The organism is Streptococcus oralis, from assembly GCF_019929365.1.
In the GTDB taxonomy this organism is placed as follows: Bacteria; Bacillota; Bacilli; order Lactobacillales; family Streptococcaceae; genus Streptococcus; species Streptococcus oralis_BT.
Genome location: NZ_JAHZPH010000001.1, coordinates 592,908 through 608,130, shown reverse-complemented (window position 1 = coordinate 608,130; position 15,223 = coordinate 592,908). Strand labels below are relative to the sequence as shown.

Here is a 15,223-nt window from a genome sequence, read left to right as displayed (position 1 = left end):
TCTTTACTTTATGGTATAATGGAAAGAGTTAGATTGAAAGAGGTAGAGAGATGGATGCGAAATTAAAATACAAGGCAAAGAAGATTAAGATTGTCTTCTTTGATATTGATGATACCCTGCGTACGTCAAAGACAGGTTTTATTCCAGCTACGATTCCCATTGTCTTTAAACAGTTACGTGAAAAAGGAATTTTAACAGGAATCGCCTCTGGGCGTGGTATTTTTGGTGTTGTTCCAGAGATTCGTGAGCTCAAGCCTGACTTTTTTGTAACCTTAAATGGTGCCTACATAGAAGATAAAAAAGGAAATGTCGTTTATCAACATCAGATTGACAAATCAGATGTTGAGGAGTATATCTCTTGGGCCAAGCAAGAGGGGATTGAATATGGATTAGTTGGAAGTCATGACGCCAAACTCTCCACGCGAACAGAACTGATCAGTGAGGCTATTGATCCGATTTATCCGAACTTGGGTGTGGATCCTGACTTTCATGAAAAAGCAGATATATACCAGATGTGGACCTTTGAAGATAAAGGAGATGACTTGCATTTACCAGATAGTCTCTCTGGTAAACTTCGCATGGTTCGTTGGCATGAACATTCATCTGATATCGTGCCCATTTCAGGATCCAAAGCAACTGGTGTAGCCAAGATTGTAGGACATCTAGGTTTGAAACCAGAGAATGTTATGGTCTTTGGGGATGGTCTCAATGACTTGGAACTCTTTGATTATGCTGGAATTAGTATTGCTATGGGTGTTTCCCACGAAAAGATCAAAGAAAAAGCAGATTATATTACAAAAACAGTAGAAGAAGATGGCATTTTTGATGCCTTAGAAGGATTTGGTATGGTAGAAAAAGAATTGCATTTCCCACAAGTAGAAATTGAAACAGTAGAAGGTCCTCTTGCGACCATTAAGACAAATCACGGAGACTTGCGTATCAAGCTCTTCCCTGAACATGCTCCTAAAACAGTGGCTAACTTTGTTGCTCTGTCAAAAGACGGTTACTATGATGGTGTGATTTTCCACCGAATTATCAAGGACTTTATGATTCAAGGCGGGGACCCAACCGGTACTGGTATGGGGGGAGAATCAATCTACGGCAACTCTTTTGAAGATGAATTTTCAGAAGAACTCTACAATATCCGTGGTGCCCTTTCTATGGCCAATGCTGGTCCAAATACCAATGGTAGCCAGTTCTTTATCGTTCAAAACCAACATTTGCCATACTCTAAGAAAGAGATTGCGCGTGGTGGCTGGCCTGAACCAATCGCTGAGATTTATGCCGAGCAAGGTGGAACTCCTCACCTTGACCGTCGCCATACTGTTTTTGGGCAATTGGTAGATGCAGAATCGTTTGCAGTCTTGGATGCCATTGCAGCTGTTGAGACAGGCGCTATGGACAAACCAGTTGAAGATGTAGTAATTGAAACGATTGAAATTGAGGACTAAGATGAAAATCGGTGATAAGCTAAATGGGCGTATTACAGGAATCCAGCCCTATGGTGCCTTTGTTGAGTTAGAGACAGGGGTGATTGGGTTGATTCACATCTCGGAGATTCGAACGGGATTTATCGAAAATATCTATGAAGTTTTGAAAATTGGTGAAGAAGTGCAAGTTCAGGTTGTTGATTTAGACGAATTTTCAGGTAAAGCCAGTCTATCTATTCGCACTCTGGAAGAAGAAAAACACCAGCTACCAAGACGGAGACGTTTTTCAAATGATCGTATCAAGCACGGTTTTGCACCACTTGGGCGAATGATGCCAATCTGGACAAAGGAAGCCCTTAACAATTTGAAAGAGAAAAACTAGTCTATTAGATTTCGTATCTTTTATTAAAATCATATATGCAAGAACAATTATTAAAACCAGGAGAGCGAATCAATCAGCTCTTTTCGACAGATATCAAGATCATTCAAAACAAAGAGGTGTTTAGCTATTCGGTAGATAGTGTCCTCTTATCACGCTTTCCTCGCTTCCCTAAACGGGGCTTAATTGTGGACTTTTGTGCTGGAAATGGTGCAGTGGGACTTTTTGCTAGCACTCGTACTCAGGCACAGATATTATCTGTAGAGATTCAGGAACGCTTGGCGGATATGGCAGAGCGTTCGGTTCAGTTGAATGGCTTGGAAGAGCAGATGCGAGTCATCTGCGATGATTTGAAAAATATGCCTGCCCACATTCAGGGAAGTAAGGTAGATATGATTTTGTGTAATCCACCTTATTTCAAGGTGGATCCGCATTCTAATCTCAACGAGAGTGAGCACTACCTTCTGGCCAGACACGAAATTACGACTAACCTAGAAGAAATCTGTCGAAGTGCTCAGAGTATTCTCAAGTCTAATGGCCGTTTGGCCATGGTCCATCGTCCTGATCGGCTCTTGGATATCCTAGATATGCTCAAACACCACAATTTGGCACCCAAGCGCTTGCAATTTGTCTATCCGAAACGTGAGAAGGAGGCCAATATGCTCTTAATCGAAGCTATCAAGGATGGATCGACAAGTGGCTTCAAGGTCCTGCCACCACTCATTGTTCACAATGATGATGGTTCTTATACGCCAGAAATTCAAGAGATTTACTATGGATCATAAGGCCTATATGTATGTGGTGGAGTGCCGCGACGGTTCTTACTATACGGGCTATACAACGGATGTGAAGAGGCGCCTTGCCGTTCATAATAGTGGTAAGGGAGCCAAGTATACCCGAGCTCGCTTGCCAGTCAAACTCATCTATGTAGAGGGTTTTGCCAGTAAGGAAGAAGCCATGTCTGCAGAGGCTCTCCTCAAACGCAAGAAACGTCCAAAGAAAGAACGATTTTTATCTGAAAATCAAGAGAAAAATTTAGTCAACCATATTGATATCTAATGAGGAGTCTTTTGGCTCCTCTTACTTTTGTCAAAAGAGGAAAAAAGTGCTACAATAAGATGAATAAATTAAATGAGGTATTATCATGTCTAAGATTCTAGTATTTGGTCACCAAAATCCAGACTCAGATGCCATCGGGTCATCTGTAGCCTTTGCTTACCTTGCAAAAGAAGCTTATGGATTGGACACGGAAGCAGTAGCTCTCGGTACTCCAAATGAAGAAACAGCTTTTGTTTTGAACTATTTTGGTGTAGAAGCACCGCGTGTTATCACATCTGCTAAAGCAGAAGGTGCAGCGCAAGTTATCTTAACTGACCACAATGAATTCCAACAGTCAGTGTCAGATATCGCTGAAGTAGAAGTTTACGGTGTTGTAGACCACCACCGTGTGGCTAACTTTGAAACTGCAAGTCCGCTCTACATGCGTTTGGAGCCAGTTGGATCAGCATCTTCTATCGTATACCGTATGTTCAAAGAACACGGTGTAACAGTTCCTAAAGAAATCGCAGGATTGATGCTTTCAGGTTTGATTTCAGATACCCTTCTTTTGAAATCACCAACAACTCACCCATCTGATAAAGTGATTGCGCCTGAATTGGCTGAATTAGCTGGAGTCAACTTGGAAGAGTACGGTCTTGCTATGCTGAAAGCTGGTACAAACTTGGCTAGTAAATCTGCTGAAGAATTGATTGACATCGATGCTAAGACTTTTGAACTCAACGGAAATAAAGTTCGTGTTGCCCAAGTGAATACGGTTGATATTGCTGAAGTCTTGGAACGCCAATCAGAAATCGAAGCAGCAATGCAAGCGGCTAATGTGGCAAACGGCTACTCTGACTTTGTCTTGATGATTACAGACATCGTCAACTCAAACTCAGAAATTTTGGCTCTAGGATCAAACATGGACAAGGTGGAAGCAGCTTTCAACTTCAAACTTGAAAACAACCACGCTTTCCTTCCAGGTGCTGTTTCACGTAAGAAACAAGTGGTACCTCAGTTGACTGAAAGCTTTAATGGCTAACAGTCTGAGTGATGATTGAAACGTGGAAGCACTTGTTTCCATATAACTAAAGGGGTTTCGGCTCCTTTTTTTCTAGGAGAGAAAGATGTTAGAAAATGGTGATTTGATTTTTGTGAGAGATGAGTCGGACATGGGACAGGCTATCCAGACTTCCACAGGCAACTATAGCCATATTGCTATCTTTTTGGACGGTTTGATCTACCATGCTAGTGGGCAAGCAGGGGTCGTCTGTCAAGAACCGGCTGAATTTTTTGAACCGACTCATCTCTACGATCTCTACACCTATCCAGAGCTGGAAACTGACTTGGTAAAGGAGAAGGCTTGCAAGCATCTTGGAGCTCCCTATAATGCTTCTTTTTATCCAGATGGATCTGGTTTTTACTGCTCTCAGTACATCTCTGAAATCCTACCGATTTTTGAAACTATTCCCATGCAATTTGGGGACGGGGAGCAGGAGATTAGTGATTTCTGGAGGGAATATTACAGGAAACTCGAACTTCCTGTGCCTGTGAATCAACCAGGGACCAATCCCAGTCAATTAGCAGCATCCCTCCTTTTAAAATGTAAAGAAAGGAATCTTCATGATTCAGATTTTTAATCCCTCCCGTTTGACTCGACAGCCATTTTTTATAGATTTGGTTGACTATCTGGACCAGCATGACGATGTGATTCTTCGGGAAATCAAGACTCAGTTTCCAGATGTAGCAGTTGATAAGCTCATGGAAGAGTATATTAAGGCAGGTTTGATCCTAAGGGAAAATAAACGCTATTCACTCAACCTCCCTTTTCTAGAATCAATTGATGACCTAACATTTGACCAAGAAATTTTTATAAGAGAGGACAGTCCAATCTATCAAGCCTTGCTGGAGAAGACTTTTGAAACGGAATTGCGCAATCAAACCAATGCAGCCATTCTAGTCGAAAAGACGGACTTTGCAAGACAAAAAATGACCCTGTCTAATTATTTCTACAAGGTCAAATATCAGTATCCTTTGACAGAAAAACAGCTGGAACTCTATGCCATTTTGGGAGATGTCAATCCTGAGTATGCCCTCAAGTATATGACGACCTTTTTACTGAAGTTTCTCAAAAAAGACCAACTGATACAGAAACGTCGTGATATCTTCGTTGAGAGTCTAGTCGTCTTGGGCTATGTTGTGCAAAACGAAGAAGGGAAGTATGAGTTGGTTGTTAATTTCGACAAGGAACGATTGACTTTCTATTTACCTTAATTGCTTCATTTTGAGCAGATTGTTTGACTTTACTAAAGAATAAGCATAGACTGAACGTAAGCGATAACATTTATCGTATTAAAAGCAAAGGAGACAGAGCTATGTCACTTGAAAATAAATTGGAACAAGCAACTGGTGCTATCAAAGAAGGATTTGGTAAAGTTACTGGCGATAGCAAAACAGAAGCAGAAGGTACTGTAGAAAAAACAGTTGCGAAAGCAAAAGAAGTTGTTGAAGATGCTAAAGGCGCTGTAGAAGGTGCCGTTGAAGGGCTTAAAAACTCATTTAAGAAGGAAGACTAAAAAAACCAAGGGAAAGCTTCCCTTGATTTTTTGATTTTATAGATAACGTTCTGCGATAGCTGCGTCTCCAGGATAGTCTTCTTTCTTTCCTTGGACAATCTGGTAGCAATCAGCTCCCTTACCTGCAATAATCACGGCATCAAGTTCTTGATTTGTGATGGTCATCGCCGCCTTGATGGCCTGTTCACGATCAGCAATCTTTTCAACAGGATGACTGATATAGCTACTGATTTCCTCTGCAATCGCCATTGGATCTTCATAGTTGGGATCATCAGCTGTGAGAAAGACTTGAATCTCAGGGTGTTGATTGAGGAGGAGGCCAAAGTCTTTGCGACGACTTTCACCCTTGTTTCCAGTCGAACCGAGAACCAGAGCTATTTTTCCAGTTTGATGAGTTTCAACCACATTGATGAGTTTTTTCAGACTGTCGCCATTGTGAGCATAATCGATGAAGACCTTGGCTCCATTTTTCTGCGTGAGGACTTCCATACGTCCAGGGACACGGGTTGCAACGATTCCTTTTTTGATGTCTTCAAGACTGGCTCCGAGACGAAGGCAGGCAAGTCCTGCAGCAACGGCGTTTTCTTGGTTAAAGTGGCCGATGAGTTGAATGTCATAATCTCCAGCAAGCTTACCAGTAGCTGAAAAGCTAAAGGCTTTGGAGTTCTCGATTTGGTTGCTCGACTGGCTACCATAGAAATCATGTTCTTGATGTTTCACTTGTTCTTTCAGTACAGAAAAGTGGTCCATGTCGCTATTAATGACAACTGCTCGACTATTTTCCATCAAGAGACGCTTGTGGTAGAAGTAATCCTCAAAACTAGGATGCTCAATCGGACCGATATGGTCAGGACTGATATTGAGAAACACTCCTACATCGAAGGTGAGGCCGTAGACTCGCTTAACCAAGTATGCTTGACTGGAGACTTCCATGATGAGATGGGTTCTTCCGTTATGAACAGCTTGAGCCATCATATCAAAGAGATCGATACTTTCAGGAGTTGTGAGGGCAGATTTAAAGAAGGTCTTACCATCTAAGGTTGTATTCATGGTAGACAGCATAGCTGGGCGATGGTGTTGAGCCAAGATGTTATAGGCAAAATAGGCTGCTGTTGTCTTACCCTTGGTTCCAGTGAAGGCGATAATTTTGAGTTTCTCTTGTGGATTACCATAAAACTCCATAGCAATCAAACTCATGGCTTTCTTAATGTCGCTCACGACAATAACAGGAATACCGATCTCGTAGTCCTTTTCAGCTACATACCATCCGAGACCTTGTGTAATAGCAGAGGTAAGGAATTCTTTTTTAAAGGAAGCACCTTTTGCAAAAAAAAGAGTGCCTTCTTTTACTTTTCGGCTATCGTAACTGATGCTATCAAAAACAACTTCGCTGTAGTTATAGTGGTAATGACCTTGGTCGATAATCTCGCGGAAGAGACCATCTTTCTTTAATATATCTAATACGGTTTCAATCTTTATCATACTTTCTATTGTAAACCGAAAGTCGTAAATTTACAAGTAACAAGGAAAAGTTTATAATGGAAGATGAGGAAAATTTCCTAGTTATCAAAATTGAATGAGGAAGCTATGTCTAACGAAAACAATCACCAGCAAGCCCAGATGTTGCGAGGGACTGCTTGGCTAACAGCTAGTAACTTTATTAGTCGCCTCCTTGGGGCTATCTATATTATTCCCTGGTATATCTGGATGGGGACTTATGCCGCCAAGGCAAATGGTCTCTTTACCATGGGCTACAATATTTATGCTTGGTTCTTGCTGATTTCGACAGCGGGTATCCCGGTTGCGGTTGCTAAACAAGTGGCTAAGTACAATACTATGCGAGAAGAAGAGCATAGCTTTGCCTTGATTCGGAGTTTTCTAGGCTTTATGACGGGCTTGGGACTAGTCTTTGCCTTGGTCTTGTATCTCTTTTCTCCCTGGTTAGCAGACTTATCAGGTGTGGGGAAAGACCTGATTCCCATCATGCAGAGCTTGGCATGGGCGGTCTTGATTTTCCCATCTATGAGTGTTATCCGAGGCTTCTTCCAAGGGATGAACAACCTTAAGCCCTATGCCATGAGCCAAATCGCCGAGCAGGTGATCCGTGTTATCTGGATGTTGCTGGCTACTTTTATTATCATGAAGATGGGTTCTGGTGATTACTTATCAGCGGTTACTCAGTCTACCTTTGCTGCCTTTGTGGGAATGGTGGCTAGTTTTGCAGTCTTGATTTATTTTCTTTCCAAGGAGGGACTGCTCCAAAAGGTATTTGAAACACGAGATAAGATCAATAGTAAGCGACTTTTAGTCGATACCATCAAGGAAGCCATTCCCTTTATCCTGACAGGATCAGCCATCCAGCTCTTCCAGATTTTAGACCAGATGACCTTTATCAATAGTATGACCTGGTTTACCAACTACAGCAATGAAGACTTGGTTGTCATGTTTTCTTATTTCTCTGCCAATCCTAATAAAATTACTATGATTTTGATTTCTGTTGGAGTTTCGATTGGAAGTGTTGGCTTGCCACTTTTGACGGAAAATTATGTCAAGGGTGATTTGAGAGCTGCTGCTCGTCTAGTTCAAGATAGTATGACCATGCTCTTTATGTTTCTCTTACCAGCAACGGTTGGAGTCGTCATGGTGGGGGAGCCTCTCTATACAGTTTTTTATGGTAAGCCAGATAGTCTGGCCATGGGCTTATTTGTCTTTGCGGTTTTACAGTCTACTATTTTAGGCTTGTATATGGTCTTGTCTCCTATGCTTCAGGCCATGTTCCGAAACCGCAAGGCAGTTCTTTACTTTATCTATGGTTCCCTTGCTAAGCTAGTCTTGCAGCTCCCAACCATTGCTATTTTCCACAGCTACGGTCCCTTGATCTCAACGACCATCGGTCTCATCATTCCAAATGTTCTGATGTACCGAGATATTTGCCAGGTGACGGGTGCACGTCGTAAGATTATCTTAAAACGGACAATTTTGATTATGATTTTGACAATGGTCATGTTTATTTTGGTTGGTTTCCTACAGTGGATTTTAGGATTTTTCTTCCAACCAACGGGACGCTTCTGGAGTTTCCTTTATGTAGCCCTCATCGGAGGTCTCGGGGGAGGACTCTATGGTTTAATGAGTCTTGGCACTCACCTATTGGATAAGATTATTGGGAAACCTCAAGCAGACCGCCTACGAGCAAGATTTAAACGATCTTAACAAAATAGATTTATAAATAAAAGGAATGCTGGCTCTTTGTTAAGTGTCTGGGTTAGCTGACACTTAAATTTCCATAAATTAAAATCCCTAGAATCAGTTGTTCTAGGGATTTATTGGGGTGTGAGCATGATTAACTCCACAATCATAGCGATATAGAGGACTAAGGTCAGGAGAAAACCTGCTCTCCAGAAGAATTTGATAAATTTGGGGTAATAAAAACTTCGTTTTTTGATGAGGAAAAAGACCACAAGGAGAATTGCTAAGAGTGAAAGTGCTACGCCGAGTCGCGGTAGAAAGTTGTGGGTAAAGGCTTTAGCAGTAATCAGATAATACTCAAATACCAAAAGTGGAAAAGCTAAATCCGCAAAGTTCAGTCCTAGTTTTTTCAGTTTAAAAAGCTTTGTTACAATGATGGAGACCACGAGGGTTAATACCAACAATAAAATAGCTGCTATTTTCATTAAAATCATACCTATATTGTATCATAAAAAAACGCTAAAGGAAATGGGGAACAAGGGAATTTGTAGGAAAGTCAGGCTTTTGAGATTGTGGGTATTTTTTGTTATAATGAAGGTTATGAAATCTTATAATACCTTGAATGATTATTATCGAAAACTTTTTGGAGAAAAGACTTTCAAAGTTCCTATTGATGCGGGGTTTGACTGTCCAAATCGGGATGGAACTGTAGCCCATGGTGGTTGTACTTTTTGTACGGTTTCTGGTTCTGGAGATGCCATTGTAGCACCGGATGCCCCTATCCGTGATCAATTTTATAAGGAAATTGACTTTATGCATCGCAAATGGCCAGATGTTAAAAAGTATCTAGTTTATTTCCAAAACTTTACCAACACCCATGAAAAGGTGGAAGTAATTCGGGAACGTTATGAACAAGCCATCAACGAACCGGGTGTTGTGGGAATCAATATCGGAACACGCCCAGACTGTTTACCCGATGAAACCATCGAATATTTGGCTGAGTTATCGGAACGCATGCATGTGACGGTAGAATTGGGCCTGCAGACCACTTATGAAGCAACCTCTGACCTGATTAACCGTGCTCATTCTTATGAATTGTATGTTGAAACAGTAAAACGCTTGAGGAAATATCCCAAGATTGAGATTGTTTCCCATTTGATCAATGGTTTGCCCGGTGAGACTCATGAGATGATGATTGAAAATGTCCGTCGCTGTGTTACGGATAATGATATTCAAGGTATTAAGCTGCACTTGCTTCACCTCATGACCAATACACGGATGCAGCGAGATTACCACGAAGGACGCTTGCAACTGATGAGCCAGGACGAGTATGTCAAGGTCATTTGTGACCAACTGGAAATCATTCCTAAGCATATCGTCATCCATCGGATTACAGGAGATGCACCTAGAGATATGCTGATTGGTCCCATGTGGAGCCTCAATAAATGGGAAGTGCTAAATGCTATTGAAACTGAAATGAGACGCCGCGGAAGTGTTCAAGGATGCAAGGCTGTAAAACAGGAGTTTGAAAATGAAAAGACCACTTGAGATGGCACATGATTTTTTGGCTGAGGTTGTGACTCAGGATGATATCGTAGTGGATGCAACCATGGGCAATGGTCACGATACGCTTTTTTTAGCCAAGCTAGCCAAGCAAGTCTATGCCTTTGATATCCAGGAGCAGGCTTTGGAGAAGACGCGAGACCGTTTGGATCAGGCTGGAATGACAAATGCCCAGTTAATCTTGCAAGGTCATGAGACACTAGACCAGTTTGTGACAGAAGCTAAGGCAGGGATTTTTAATCTGGGTTATCTGCCTTCTGCTGACAAATCAGTCATCACTCGACCTCAGACCACCATTAAAGCACTGGAAAAGCTTTGTCATTTACTTGTTAAGGGTGGAAGGATTGCCATTATGATTTACTATGGTCATGAGGGAGGAGACATCGAAAGGGATGCTGTATTGAATTTTGTTAGCCAGTTGAACCAACAAGAGTATACAGTTGCCATTTATCGGACTCTCAACCAAGTTAACAATCCACCGTTTTTAGTTATGATTGAAAAATTAGAAAGGTATAGACATGGATAAACAATACCTTCGTGAGAAGCTTGAGGCAATGCGCCAAAATTTTGTTGAGTCAACTCAACACGAGCGAGCGGTCGGAGTACTTGACGAAGCACATATGAGCAAAAAGATGCTTAAAATCAAGAAAAAACTAGTGGCTCTTGAAATGGAACGATGTCAGAAAAAAATTGAGCACAAAGACTGTTCCAAGATTGATCAGAAAATCCAAGAGCAGAAGGAGATGTTTGAATTTTGTTGTAAAAAAGACTAAGGAGGGTCTAGATGACACTACTAATTTACCTGATTCTATTTTTATTAGTCTTAATCGTTTCAACTACGACCAATAAACTTTTGCCTTTTTTGCCCCTCCCCCTAGTACAAATCCTTTTGGGGCTTGGCATTGGTCTTTTTTTGCCCAATACTGACTTTCATCTCAATACAGAGCTGTTTCTGGCCATGGTTATTGGCCCCTTACTTTTCCGAGAGGCAGAAGAAGCCGATATTACATCTGTTTTAAAACACTGGCGCATCATTGTCTACTTAATCTTTCCAGTGATTTTCATCTCGACCTTGAGTTTGGGAGCCTTGGCTCATTTCCTTTGGCTCAGTCTTCCCTTAGCTGCCTGTTTGGCTGTTGGGGCAGCACTTGGTCCGACGGATCTGGTAGCCTTTGCTTCTCTTTCTGAGCGTTTTCGTTTTCCAAAACGGGTATCCAATATTCTCAAAGGAGAAGGACTTCTAAATGATGCTTCGGGCTTGGTAGCCTTTCGGGTGGCACTGGCTGCATGGACAACTGGCGCTTTTTCCCTCAGTCAGGCTGGAACATCCCTAGCGCTTTCGATCCTTGGTGGTTTTGCAGTCGGTTTTGTGACGGCAATGATCAATCGTTTCTTGCATACATTTTTACTGAGTGTGCGAGCGACTGATATAGCGAGTGAACTCTTGCTTGAACTGAGTTTACCTCTCATGACCTTCTTTATCGCTGAAGAAATCCATGTTTCAGGGATTATCGCAGTTGTAGTTGCAGGGATTTTGAAGGCCAGTCGTTTCAAAAAAATCACACTCCTCGAAGCTCAGGTAGATACTGTTACAGATACTGTTTGGCATACCGTGACCTTTATGCTCAATGGTTCTGTCTTTGTCATCTTGGGAATGGAATTGGAAATGATAGCAGAACCTATCCTGACCAATCCCCTTTATAACCCCTTACTACTATTAGTATCGGTTGTTTTGCTGACACTTTTACTTTTTGCAATTCGCTTTGTCATGATTTATGGCTTCTATGTTTGGAGAACAAGCCGCCTCAAGAAAAGTCTCCGTAAATACATGAAGGATATGCTTCTTTTGACCTTCTCTGGTGTAAAAGGAACAGTATCTATTGCAACCATTCTTCTCATACCAAGCAATCTAGAGCAGGAGTATCCCCTCTTACTTTTTCTAGTAGCAGGTGTCACGCTATTAAGCTTTTTAACAGGTCTCTTAGTTCTTCCCCACCTTTCTGAGGAACAAGAGGAAACCAAAGATTACCTCATGCACATTGCGATTTTAAATGAGGTTACAGCAGAATTAGAAAAAGAACTGGAAGGGCATAAGAATAAACTTCCCCTTTATGCGGCTATTGATAATTATCACGGTCGAATTGAAAACCTAATCCTTAGTCAAGAAAACAAAAGTGCCCAAGAGGACTGGGAGGCTTTAAAACTCCTCATCTTGAGTATCGAAAGCGATGGTTTGGAGCAGGCTTACGAGGAAGGGAAAATCGGTGAGCGTGGTTATCAAGTTTATCAACGCTATCTGAAAAATATGGAGCAGAGTATCAATCGCAAGGTGGCTTCCCGCCTGACATATTACTTCCTTGTGTCGCTCCGTATCTTGCGTTTTCTCCTGCATGAATTGCTGACCTTTGGCCAAACCTTCCGTAGTTGGAACGATAAGGAGCAACGCCATCTTCGAGCTATTGACTATGATCAAATATCCGAACTCTATTTGGAGAATACGGAGCTGATTATCGAAAGTTTGGAAAACCTAAAAGGAATCTACAAGAGTAGTCTGATCAGCTTTATGCAGGAGTCTCGCTTGCGTGAAACAGCTATTATCGGTAGTGGTGCCTTTGTCGAACGTGTTATCAATCGTATTAAACCAAACAATATCGATGAAATGCTAAGAGGTTACTATCTAGAACGTAAGTTAATTTTTGAATACGAAGAGAAGAAATTGATTACGACCAAGTATGCCAAGAAATTACGGCAAAATGTCAACAATCTTGAGAATTATTCTCTAAAAGAAGCCGCAAATACTCTGCCCTATGATATGATGGAATTAGTCAGAAGAAATTAGTTTAGAAAATCAACTTGTATTAGGAGGATTGCAACATGAAAAAGTGGTGGAAAGAGCTGATGGAACGGCCCTTGTTGAAAGCTTTTTTACATTTCTATCAAAATTCCGATAGTGAACTGACCAGTGTTGCGGTTGCCTACTATTGGTTGGTTTCAATCTTCCCCTTGCTGATGATAGTGGTCAATATTTTGCCCTATTTTCAAATTCCGATTTCAAATTTTTTGCTCACCATCAAGGAATTTGTGCCGGATACGGTCTATGATGTGGTCGCAAAGATTGCCCGAGAAGTCTTGACTCAACCATCGACTGGTTTGCTGAGTTTTGCAGTCTTGTCTGCCCTTTGGACCTTCTCGAAATCAATGGATTTCCTCCAAAAAGCTTTTAATAAGGCCTATGGAGTGGCCAAGAGCCGAGGCATTATCTCCCATCAATTGATGAGTTTACTCGTCAGCTTTGGCTTGCAAATTCTTTTTGCCCTAGCCTTATTTTTGAGTATGTTTGGGCGTATGTTGCTCAACCTGCTCAAAACTTACTGGCAATCAGACAGTCCTTTCTTTGATTACCTACAGGACTTCACAGGCCCTTTGATTTATGCCTTGCTCTTTGCCATCTTGGTCATGCTTTACTATTTCCTTCCAAATGTTAGAGTCCCTCGTATTCGCTACGTTTTTCCTGGTAGTATCTTTGTTTTGCTGACTCTTGTCTTTCTTTTGAATATCTTTTCTGTCTATTTCAATAACTATGTCAACCATCTAGTCGACGTCCGATTTTTCAGCTCCATTATCGTGGTGGTGATGATGTTCTGGTTTATTCTCATCGCAAAGATTCTGATTATCGGAGCAGTTATCAATGCTAGTGTACAGAGTTTGAAGGATCCAAAGTTTCGTGATAACACATTCTTTTTAAAAAATGAAGAATAAAAAAAGACGCTTTGTTTTCAAAGTGTCTTTTTGTTGCAAATGCAACAAAAATGTGCTATTCTATCATCATAGATGCGAGAGGAGGAAACATGTCGTTATTACGCGAAATCGGAATTATAGCTCGTGCCCTAGATTCTATTGCTAATATTGAGTTTCGTGATATTGAACTAGCTCGTGGCCAATACCTTTATTTAGTACGAATCAAGGAGAATCCAGGAATCATTCAAGAAGCCTTGTCGGATTTACTAAAGGTTGACCGTTCGACAGTTGCTCGTTCAGTAAAAAAACTGGAAGAAAAGGGGTTAATAAAACAAGGAATGACCAGTACAAATCGGAAAAATAAAGAGTGGTTTGTCACTGAAAAAGGAGAGGCACTTTATCCTTTTATCCTTGCTGAACATCACTATTCAGAGAATTCTGCCCTAAAAGGATTTTCTAGGGAAGAGGCCAGGGAACTGGAAAGACTACTAATTCGGGTTAGAAAAAATATTACAAGTGATTGGGATATGGTCAAAAAAGGCCAGAAAAGAAATTATTTATAATAAGAGGTGAAAGATGAAAGTTATCGTTGAAAATGAATTTTGGAGCTTGTTTCCAGAAGCACAGATTAGCGTTTTAGTAGTAAAGGGATTAGATAATACAGTTGATGAAAGCAAGGATCCCTATTTCAAAACCTTGCTAGATAAGGGAGCTAAACGAGCTGAGGATTTCATTTCGGATGAGAATTTTACTCAGAATGATGTCATTCAAGAATGGCGTCAGGCTTTCAGCAAGTTCAAAACGAAAAAGGGAGCACGCTCTTCTATAGAAGCTCTGCTTAAAAGGGTCAGTCAGGGAAGAGAGTTTAATCCCATCAATCCCTTAGTAGACATCTATAATAGTGTCTCTCTATCTTATGCTGTTCCCTGTGGTGGCGAAGATGTGAACAAGATTGTAGGCAATCTTCATCTTGGTCAGGCCAAGGGAGGAGAACCTTTCTTTCCACTAGGAGCTGAAAACGATGCTCCTGCACTTCCAGAAGAGCTGATCTATTATGATGATGAGGGAGCGGTTTGTCGCTGTCTCAACTGGAGAGAGGCGCAGAGAACCATGCTGACAGAAGCGACAAAAGATGCTGTCTTAGTGATTGAAGCGATTAATGCAGAACAGGCAAGACGTGCTCGGGCTGCCATGGAAGAATTACAGGACTTGGTAAAAGACTACTTTGGTGTTCAAGGCAAACTGATTCATTTAACTTCTGAGTCCCCAGAAATTACACTTTAAACAGAAATAGCCCCGTCATCTCTTAGGAA

18 protein-coding genes are annotated in these 15,223 nt (G+C 41.4%); 16 read left to right on the top strand and 2 right to left on the bottom strand.

Annotated features, from left to right (window positions below; all coding sequences use genetic code 11):
- The first annotated feature begins 50 nt into the window (after positions 1–50).
- From K1I53_RS03105 to K1I53_RS03070, 8 genes are all read left to right on the top strand, one after another.
- Positions 51–1,451 (top strand): bifunctional Cof-type HAD-IIB family hydrolase/peptidylprolyl isomerase, encoded by a 1,401-nt coding sequence (locus tag K1I53_RS03105; RefSeq protein WP_223328242.1) that lies wholly within the window; start codon positions 51–53, stop codon positions 1,449–1,451.
- Position 1,452: 1 nt separating this feature from the next.
- Entirely contained in the window at positions 1,453–1,812 is a 360-nt protein-coding gene (locus tag K1I53_RS03100; RefSeq protein ID WP_223328240.1) for a S1 RNA-binding domain-containing protein, read from the top strand.
- A 35-nt stretch (positions 1,813–1,847) separates the two neighbouring features.
- Positions 1,848–2,594 carry a tRNA1(Val) (adenine(37)-N6)-methyltransferase gene (locus tag K1I53_RS03095; RefSeq protein ID WP_223328239.1) on the top strand — a complete coding sequence of 249 codons (747 nt, stop codon included), beginning with the start codon at positions 1,848–1,850 and terminating at the stop codon, positions 2,592–2,594.
- Complete coding sequence (locus K1I53_RS03090; protein ID WP_223328237.1) at positions 2,584–2,868, top strand: GIY-YIG nuclease family protein; 285 nt, start codon at positions 2,584–2,586, stop codon at positions 2,866–2,868. The genes K1I53_RS03095 and K1I53_RS03090 overlap by 11 nt, the downstream gene beginning before the upstream one ends.
- Before the next feature lie 85 nt (positions 2,869–2,953).
- Positions 2,954–3,889 carry a manganese-dependent inorganic pyrophosphatase gene (locus K1I53_RS03085; protein ID WP_223328235.1) on the top strand — a complete coding sequence of 312 codons (936 nt, stop codon included), beginning with the start codon at positions 2,954–2,956 and terminating at the stop codon, positions 3,887–3,889.
- A gap of 85 nt (positions 3,890–3,974) precedes the next feature.
- Positions 3,975–4,487, top strand: a complete 513-nt coding sequence (locus K1I53_RS03080; protein ID WP_223328234.1) for a YiiX/YebB-like N1pC/P60 family cysteine hydrolase — start codon at positions 3,975–3,977, stop codon at positions 4,485–4,487.
- Positions 4,471–5,121, top strand: a complete 651-nt coding sequence (locus K1I53_RS03075; protein WP_223328232.1) for a DUF1803 domain-containing protein — start codon at positions 4,471–4,473, stop codon at positions 5,119–5,121. Before K1I53_RS03080 ends, K1I53_RS03075 begins: the two co-directional genes overlap by 17 nt.
- Positions 5,122–5,222: 101 nt before the next feature.
- Positions 5,223–5,423 carry a CsbD family protein gene (locus tag K1I53_RS03070; RefSeq protein ID WP_000051186.1) on the top strand — a complete coding sequence of 67 codons (201 nt, stop codon included), beginning with the start codon at positions 5,223–5,225 and terminating at the stop codon, positions 5,421–5,423.
- A gap of 36 nt (positions 5,424–5,459) precedes the next feature.
- Here the strand turns inward: K1I53_RS03070 and K1I53_RS03065 are convergent, their stop codons facing one another.
- Positions 5,460–6,905: a UDP-N-acetylmuramoyl-L-alanyl-D-glutamate--L-lysine ligase gene (locus K1I53_RS03065; RefSeq protein ID WP_223328230.1), complete on the bottom strand. Its 1,446-nt coding sequence runs from the start codon at positions 6,903–6,905 to the stop codon at positions 5,460–5,462.
- Between the two features lie 105 nt (positions 6,906–7,010).
- On the opposite strand from K1I53_RS03065, the gene K1I53_RS03060 reads away from it, so the two are divergent.
- On the top strand, positions 7,011–8,633 hold the full coding sequence (locus tag K1I53_RS03060; RefSeq protein WP_223328228.1) for a putative polysaccharide biosynthesis protein: 1,623 nt from the start codon (positions 7,011–7,013) through the stop codon (positions 8,631–8,633).
- A gap of 110 nt (positions 8,634–8,743) precedes the next feature.
- On the opposite strand, the gene K1I53_RS03055 is transcribed toward K1I53_RS03060, so the two are convergent.
- Entirely contained in the window at positions 8,744–9,109 is a 366-nt protein-coding gene (locus K1I53_RS03055; protein WP_084948887.1) for a DUF3397 domain-containing protein, read from the bottom strand.
- 91 nt (positions 9,110–9,200) lie between these two features.
- Between K1I53_RS03055 and K1I53_RS03050 the strand changes: the two genes are divergently transcribed.
- From K1I53_RS03050 to K1I53_RS03020, 7 genes are all read left to right on the top strand, one after another.
- Positions 9,201–10,157, top strand: a complete 957-nt coding sequence (locus tag K1I53_RS03050; RefSeq protein WP_223328227.1) for a TIGR01212 family radical SAM protein — start codon at positions 9,201–9,203, stop codon at positions 10,155–10,157.
- Positions 10,141–10,698 (top strand): tRNA (mnm(5)s(2)U34)-methyltransferase, encoded by a 558-nt coding sequence (locus tag K1I53_RS03045; RefSeq protein ID WP_223328220.1) that lies wholly within the window; start codon positions 10,141–10,143, stop codon positions 10,696–10,698. The genes K1I53_RS03050 and K1I53_RS03045 overlap by 17 nt, the downstream gene beginning before the upstream one ends.
- Positions 10,691–10,945, top strand: coding sequence for a hypothetical protein (locus K1I53_RS03040; RefSeq protein WP_061452342.1), 255 nt, complete (start codon positions 10,691–10,693; stop codon positions 10,943–10,945). Before K1I53_RS03045 ends, K1I53_RS03040 begins: the two co-directional genes overlap by 8 nt.
- An 11-nt stretch (positions 10,946–10,956) precedes the next feature.
- Entirely contained in the window at positions 10,957–13,011 is a 2,055-nt protein-coding gene (locus K1I53_RS03035) for a cation:proton antiporter domain-containing protein (protein ID WP_223328218.1), read from the top strand.
- 35 nt (positions 13,012–13,046) lie between these two features.
- Positions 13,047–13,931: a YihY/virulence factor BrkB family protein gene (locus tag K1I53_RS03030; protein ID WP_223328216.1), complete on the top strand. Its 885-nt coding sequence runs from the start codon at positions 13,047–13,049 to the stop codon at positions 13,929–13,931.
- Positions 13,932–14,020: 89 nt separating this feature from the next.
- Entirely contained in the window at positions 14,021–14,473 is a 453-nt protein-coding gene (locus tag K1I53_RS03025; RefSeq protein ID WP_223328215.1) for a MarR family winged helix-turn-helix transcriptional regulator, read from the top strand.
- A 13-nt stretch (positions 14,474–14,486) separates the two neighbouring features.
- Entirely contained in the window at positions 14,487–15,194 is a 708-nt protein-coding gene (locus K1I53_RS03020) for a B3/B4 domain-containing protein (RefSeq protein ID WP_223328212.1), read from the top strand.
- Positions 15,195–15,223 lie beyond the last annotated feature (29 nt).

Coding starts and splice junctions, on each gene's coding strand:
- K1I53_RS03105 (WP_223328242.1), top strand. CDS start 51: ATGGATGCGAAATTAAAATACAAGGCAAAGAAGATTAAGATTGTCTTC.
- K1I53_RS03100 (WP_223328240.1), top strand. CDS start 1,453: ATGAAAATCGGTGATAAGCTAAATGGGCGTATTACAGGAATCCAGCCC.
- K1I53_RS03095 (WP_223328239.1), top strand. CDS start 1,848: ATGCAAGAACAATTATTAAAACCAGGAGAGCGAATCAATCAGCTCTTT.
- K1I53_RS03090 (WP_223328237.1), top strand. CDS start 2,584: ATGGATCATAAGGCCTATATGTATGTGGTGGAGTGCCGCGACGGTTCT.
- K1I53_RS03085 (WP_223328235.1), top strand. CDS start 2,954: ATGTCTAAGATTCTAGTATTTGGTCACCAAAATCCAGACTCAGATGCC.
- K1I53_RS03080 (WP_223328234.1), top strand. CDS start 3,975: ATGTTAGAAAATGGTGATTTGATTTTTGTGAGAGATGAGTCGGACATG.
- K1I53_RS03075 (WP_223328232.1), top strand. CDS start 4,471: ATGATTCAGATTTTTAATCCCTCCCGTTTGACTCGACAGCCATTTTTT.
- K1I53_RS03070 (WP_000051186.1), top strand. CDS start 5,223: ATGTCACTTGAAAATAAATTGGAACAAGCAACTGGTGCTATCAAAGAA.
- K1I53_RS03065 (WP_223328230.1), bottom strand. CDS start 6,905: ATGATAAAGATTGAAACCGTATTAGATATATTAAAGAAAGATGGTCTC.
- K1I53_RS03060 (WP_223328228.1), top strand. CDS start 7,011: ATGTCTAACGAAAACAATCACCAGCAAGCCCAGATGTTGCGAGGGACT.
- K1I53_RS03050 (WP_223328227.1), top strand. CDS start 9,201: ATGAAGGTTATGAAATCTTATAATACCTTGAATGATTATTATCGAAAA.
- K1I53_RS03045 (WP_223328220.1), top strand. CDS start 10,141: ATGAAAAGACCACTTGAGATGGCACATGATTTTTTGGCTGAGGTTGTG.
- K1I53_RS03040 (WP_061452342.1), top strand. CDS start 10,691: ATGGATAAACAATACCTTCGTGAGAAGCTTGAGGCAATGCGCCAAAAT.
- K1I53_RS03035 (WP_223328218.1), top strand. CDS start 10,957: ATGACACTACTAATTTACCTGATTCTATTTTTATTAGTCTTAATCGTT.
- K1I53_RS03030 (WP_223328216.1), top strand. CDS start 13,047: ATGAAAAAGTGGTGGAAAGAGCTGATGGAACGGCCCTTGTTGAAAGCT.
- K1I53_RS03025 (WP_223328215.1), top strand. CDS start 14,021: ATGTCGTTATTACGCGAAATCGGAATTATAGCTCGTGCCCTAGATTCT.
- K1I53_RS03020 (WP_223328212.1), top strand. CDS start 14,487: ATGAAAGTTATCGTTGAAAATGAATTTTGGAGCTTGTTTCCAGAAGCA.